Origin of the sequence: Bartonella sp. AC535YNZD (assembly GCF_042196625.1) — a bacterium.
GTDB lineage: Bacteria > Pseudomonadota > Alphaproteobacteria > Rhizobiales > Rhizobiaceae > Bartonella.
Window position 1 is genome coordinate 35,410 of record NZ_JBHIQP010000003.1, and the last position, 5,832, is coordinate 41,241.

Sequence of the window (5,832 nt, forward strand, 5' to 3'; positions counted from 1 at the left end):
CTCGCTCACTTTTTCCCTCGCTCACTTTTTCCCTCGCTCACTTTTTCCCTCGCTCACTTTTTCCCTCGCTCACTTTTTCCCTCGCTCACTTTTCCCCTCGCTCACTTTCCCCTCGCTCACTTTCCCCTCGCTCACTTTCCCCTCGCTCACATCGTATAATATGACGGGCGCTCCTTTCTGCTCAACCTCTTCTTCTAATTGCCGTATCATTTTGTTCAACTGACAGGTCACGATAAAACGCATAATAAAAACAATCGGTAAGAATAAAAAAGTACAGGCAAGCATCCATGCCAGTGGCTCGAATACGACAAGAGAAACAAAGTCCTGCCCTCTCCATATCTTAACGACAACAGTTATAACTATTGGAGCAGTCGCCATGACCGTAGAAAGATAGAATATTTTTTTATAGTCTTGCCAAACAAGAGAAAGCTGCTTTTTATCAAACATTCTGCTGCTTTTTATTTTGGGGAGATCTGTTTTAAGGCAATATCGCGTTCATTTAGCACGCATTTCAGTTCCTTTTTCACGCGACAATAAAGCCTCGCACGCTTGATAAACAGGTAATAAATGACAACGATTGGCGCCCATATTAAAACATTTAAGAGCGTAAAGAACAGGAAAGAAATGGCTATTAATGTTATAAGACTACTCGTCATTTTGTCCCCCTTCCATATTCTGCATACGCATTGCCTGATCGCGTTGTTGTATCGCTTCTTCCAATTGTGGAAGTATTTTGTTCAATTTTCTCGTTAATTTTATGCACATGATCCCAATGATCGGAAAAAAGAGAAGAAGCCCAAACCATAGAATACTCAACAGCTGCATGATAAAGGCAACATTATCATTCTTCCACCATACCAAATTTGCGACAGAGAAAGCAGATTGTAAAACAGAAAAGAGAATAAGGATAAAAAGAATTATTTTACATTCTTTTGAATAAAGAGGCAGAGATTCTTTGAAGTTAAGAAAGCGCATTGTCGCATCAAGGGTCTTATGGGCGAGATTGTGTCTTTTCATTTCTCCCAGATCATTACGCAATTGTTGTATGGCTTGCTTTTTTTGCGTTGTACTCTTTTTCAAGTCTTGAGCGAGTTTAAAAGATAATCTGATATATTTGGTCAACAAGTAAGGAAGCCGGATCATAACCATAACCATTAAAATGGCAATGATAACGACCCCTAAAAAAGCCAAAAATTTTATAACAATAGTCACTTGTTTCCCCTATCGCATTGATGTGAAATCATCATTTTTATTCTCTTCTCAAACAAACATTTCTAATTCCTTCACTGTTTTTTTCACGCCATAATGAAGGAGATTATGGAAGATTAAAATGACAGGTAAAGAAACAACAATACACGCACAAAACCAAAACAGCAGCTGCATGCCAAAAACGCCAACCTTAAACAATAGAGGCATATAATTGTGTAAAAAAATCGCAGATTTTGGAAAAAAAGCAAAAAAAGCGAGCAAAACTGCGAAAACCACAATCACAATGCAGGCTATCGAAACGATGATAAAATAATCTTTTCTTGAAAGTTCCAAAGATTCTTTAAAAGAAAGGGAGCTGAGCTCTGTTGCAAAAACTGTATTTTGTCCTATGCTGACTTTCTGATTATACCCCAAATTCTGCAATGCACCCTTTTTTAATTTCCGCCGCATCCCACACAACAATATTGTCCGTTTTATCAAAGAATAATAAAGTACCAAGATTGTCATCAGAGTAGAAAAAAGTATCATGATCTCCCCGAAAAACATGACAGTACTCCACCATACTGTGGTAAAAATTACAAAAGTACTTATAAAAGAAGCAGCCACTTGTTTCCCTATTGTGTTCTGTTGAGAAATTGGTTGTCTAGTTGTTGCTGCTCTGGCAATGTATCCCACAGATTCATCATTTCCTTCACCTCCCGTTTAGAGATAGCGTTAAAGACAAAAAAGAGTGGAAAGAACACCACAAGAACACCAAAAATCATTTGCGGCAAAAGACATAAAAAAGCCCAAACACTATTCCATCCCGCATCACGCAAAAACACGATTGCAGGATTATTTTCAAAAGGCTGTTTCAAGATCTCTTTAATCATTTTTCGAAGATCTCCTTGTTCCATTTGTCCCAGTGCTTGAAACTGTTCTTTGGATATAACGTGAAAAAACTCCAAAGGATTCATATAGACAGTCGCGGCAAAAAGCACCAACAAGAGGATAGCCAAACACAAAATGATGACGTAATCTTTTCTTGAGAGAGCCGTCCATTTTTTGAAAACCGCACACTGATTCAACACGGGCTGTGACGCAAAAGCCGTATTTCCCTTATGGGCAAATTGGTGTTGTGATTTATCTTCGATCATACGGATATTTTCTCACTTCTAACATGCCCACTCACTCTTTGAAAACATGCAACCAGCAAAACCGGTTTATCTAGCACTCTTCTCACCATGAAACACGCGCTATAAGACCCTTTAAGTCTATTTTTAAAATTTCTCATACGTGACAACATACAATCCCTAAGCCTCACAAGCACAAATGCCATTGTATCCTCTTATCTATTACCCACACTTCAAAAGACAATGTTTCACAAAACTCAACAAGCAAAAATATTCAATCTAAGAAATATCTGATGTGTAAAGTTTACAAACAATACACTGATTTATAACAATTTATTGTTTTTCATATTAAATGAGAACCCTAAATACCGTAGGATTGTCTTATTCCAAGCCTATTCCATATTAAATCGATCCAAACCATGTCTCTTGCGCGTTACAAGCAGAAAGAGCCGTATAGAGTAAAACATTAAGAAAGGATGATAAATGCCTCTAAGGAAGCGTCTCAAATGCCAAGAGCTGTCCGCAACAATGAGAGCTGGCAAAATGTGTGATGCTATAGACTTTCTTCTTTACAAGTGTAAAAATGGAAGTGTTCAATAGATTTTATATTATTCAAACTTTATATGGATTTCATTGGGGACTTTATCGTTGTGCCCTTCATGAGCACCCTTGCGAAATGGGCAAAAGAGAGCCCTAAGACATACCTCTTTAAAAAGCAACATAAAAACAAAGTCAAACACGCAACCGATTATCCAGTATGAAAAGCGTGCAACAAACAACCTTAATCCTCATTTGAAAGCTTCTTAATCAAAAAGGCTTCATTTTAAAAATCCTTCATTAAAGATGAAACATTTCACAGCCCCCACATTGATACAGCCCCTACATTCATCAAGGCATCTCCTATAAAAGCATCTTTTTATAAAGGCACTTTCTTCTTATAAAAACAGCTTCTTTCGATAATGCATTCCGTCCTTTAAACGACATCCCCTCGTCTTATGATGAGATCCATTAAAACGGAAAATTTATACTCTATAAAGGATACTTACAAAGGAAATACTAAACCAAATAGCGGGATCATTCACAGTTTATTTTAAGCCAATAAATGATATTTTATTTGAAAACATAGGGCATCTTATGCTATTATAATAGAATGTGGAGGTTTGCTTTTTGCCGCTCTCTGCCACTCAACAGAAGACAATATATCTCTTATAAAGGATAAAAGTATGCTTAACAGCGTGATGTATATCAAATATCTTGGGAAAGCGCCCAACAACAAAAAATAAGAGAACCCAAATAACAAGCTCCCAACTTAAGAAAACAATGACCTTTCAAAAGTGGAATTGAAAAATTTCCACAAAGCGCTCGTGAAAAAAGAGACAAATAATCCCATTAGAAAAAACTTCCTATTAGAAAGACGATGACATGCCCTTGAAATCCATTCTTATTTTTTCATTCACATTTGACAAAAATTTTCCTTCAATTTCTCAAGAGAATTCAATTTCTCAAGAACAGTTAAGAAATATTTAGAAAGCAAATAATCCGCTAGCAATAAAAAAATAAGCATAATAGGGGCGGAAAATAAGACTGATAGGGATAAGATAAAAATAGTAAGAAACACCTTAAAGATGATTTTTTCGCCCCACACCGTTGCTTTTCTTTGCATTAAAACGCCTTTAGTATCGTTTGTTTTTTGATCTGCAACGGCTGATATTTCCCACAGTATTTGCTCCCTCCCCCTTAAGTATTTGCTCCCCCAATATTTGCGCCAAGTGCTTTTTACATCACTGTCCCCCATCAACAGACAGTTTCTTTTTCATTCAAATGGTTAAGTTCATGAAAATACGTAAAAAACGCGGTAGATCAAAAATAACAGGAAAGCAAGAGCCCAAAGGCCGTATTTCACGTGCCCAAAGCTCCAGCGAATCTGGGCTTCAATCTGCGATTGAAATGCGTGCCAAACACTTTGGTTTAAGCCTCGAAGAAGCGAAAAATCCGCTTGTCGGAACCTATATTGGGCGTCTTTGTTTGCTTGGCTATAAAGAGGCTTCATCAGGCATCAGTAAAGAGCAATATGACACGGCGCAACAATACTTGCAAATTAGAAACGACTATTTATGTGCAAAAGGTTTACCAAACGGTTATTATGATGGTTTTACGCACAGCGCATCAGATGAGAAAGCAAAAAAGCAATGGATCCAAAGAGCAACGGAACACTATGAAGCTATGCAAGAAGCGATTAAAGAAGCACAATATCTACATCGTCAACACAACTTTCATGCGGCATTACACTATCTTGTTATAGAAGATCAACCGCTGCCTAATCTTGTTGGCTCGTTGCGTATTATTCTTGATGCCCTTTATAAACATTTTGACAGTTCTACCCAAAAGAGCCTTGGCTAAAACACCCATCATTTCCTCCCCCTCACAGGATAAAGATTCTCCCCCTCCTTTTATAACATGCCTCTTTATAACCAGCGCCTTTATAAAGCCCCCCTTTGGCAGGGTGCTCTTGAGAACCTCTGAGCTTGCCCTTTCATAGAATTTCATGAGATTGACAAGCTTAAAGCGCACAACAAACAAGCTTAAAAATATCCACCACGTTCTTTAAAAAATACTTCAACTGTCAAAGAGACTTAACCTTATACCTACCAGTGCCTCACTTAATCCATGCCTCAAAGGACAATATTTCACGGCATATTCACGGCATGGACAAGATAAATATTGCCCCCTCTTTAAAAAACAGCAACATTCTTCCCTCTACCCCCATTGTAACAAACCACCCTCATCATACACTTCACCCAATATCGCGACATCCTTAGCTCTTCAGACAATTCATTATCGTCATTTTACGTCTTTTCTTGTACAATTCTATATGGCTCTTCTGATCTTATGACGGACAAGAGCTATGGCTTTTATTTCAGCATAATCTGGATTTCTCATTCAAGATAAATAATGATAAAATATTCACTATAAATCAATAACTTATCATTAAAATAACCCGTTATTTTTTGACACAATTAAAAGCATCATCCCTTAAACGAAAGAAAAAGCCCCTACCAACAATCTCCTCCCTCATCAACAACTGCACCGATAACCCTCCCATCACACCACCACTAATACGACAGCCTGCACAGCCCTAATTACCCCCACAAATCGCCAACACCTAAAGCTTTGCCCCCGCAACACCTTCCAACCACCGCCTTCCCAATTTCATCAATAAAATACCACGGATTTCAAAACCACAATTCTCCCTTCACCTTTCCCCTCCTTTCTCAAAGGAGAAAAAGCATTTACTCAATAAATCTTTATACAGAAACCTTTAGAGACCCCAACAGCCACTCGAAGAGCCATCACGCCTCTAAGCACCCACGAGTCCCCCACCTCGTCATCCCCTCGGAACACCCCCTGCGCAATACCTAAAGCTTTGCCCCCGCAACACCTTCCAACCACCGCCTTCCCAATTTCATCAATAAAATACCACGGATTTCAAAACCACAATTCTCCCTTCACC

The 5,832-nt window shown here is 38.3% G+C and carries 5 protein-coding genes; 1 reads left to right on the forward strand and 4 read right to left on the reverse strand.

Annotated features, from left to right (window positions below):
- Nucleotides 1–69: 69 nt before the first annotated feature.
- The 4 genes from ACFIM8_RS02830 to ACFIM8_RS02845 all read right to left on the reverse strand — a co-directional run bounded on the left by ACFIM8_RS02830 (nt 70) and on the right by ACFIM8_RS02845 (nt 2,345).
- A complete protein-coding gene (locus ACFIM8_RS02830) occupies nt 70–447 on the reverse strand; it encodes a hypothetical protein (RefSeq protein WP_375614471.1) in 378 nt (125 codons plus the stop codon).
- A gap of 198 nt (nt 448–645) precedes the next feature.
- Complete coding sequence (locus tag ACFIM8_RS02835) at nt 646–1,212, reverse strand: hypothetical protein (RefSeq protein ID WP_375614472.1); 567 nt, start codon at nt 1,210–1,212, stop codon at nt 646–648.
- Nucleotides 1,213–1,260: 48 nt separating this feature from the next.
- On the reverse strand, nt 1,261–1,737 hold the full coding sequence (locus ACFIM8_RS02840) for a hypothetical protein (protein WP_375614473.1): 477 nt from the start codon (nt 1,735–1,737) through the stop codon (nt 1,261–1,263).
- Nucleotides 1,738–1,823: 86 nt separating this feature from the next.
- Entirely contained in the window at nt 1,824–2,345 is a 522-nt protein-coding gene (locus tag ACFIM8_RS02845) for a hypothetical protein (RefSeq protein ID WP_375606482.1), read from the reverse strand.
- Between the two features lie 1,809 nt (nt 2,346–4,154).
- On the opposite strand from ACFIM8_RS02845, the gene ACFIM8_RS02850 reads away from it, so the two are divergent.
- Nucleotides 4,155–4,721 (forward strand): hypothetical protein, encoded by a 567-nt coding sequence (locus ACFIM8_RS02850; RefSeq protein WP_375606483.1) that lies wholly within the window; start codon nt 4,155–4,157, stop codon nt 4,719–4,721.
- The last annotated feature ends 1,111 nt before the right edge of the window (nt 4,722–5,832 follow it).

What these genes read in the sequence shown, in the direction of transcription:
- ACFIM8_RS02830 (WP_375614471.1), bottom strand. Translation starts at nt 447, where the DNA reads ATGTTTGATAAAAAGCAGCTTTCTCTTGTTTGGCAAGACTATAAAAAA.
- ACFIM8_RS02840 (WP_375614473.1), bottom strand. Translation starts at nt 1,737, where the DNA reads ATGATACTTTTTTCTACTCTGATGACAATCTTGGTACTTTATTATTCT.
- ACFIM8_RS02845 (WP_375606482.1), bottom strand. Translation starts at nt 2,345, where the DNA reads ATGATCGAAGATAAATCACAACACCAATTTGCCCATAAGGGAAATACG.
- ACFIM8_RS02850 (WP_375606483.1), top strand. Translation starts at nt 4,155, where the DNA reads ATGAAAATACGTAAAAAACGCGGTAGATCAAAAATAACAGGAAAGCAA.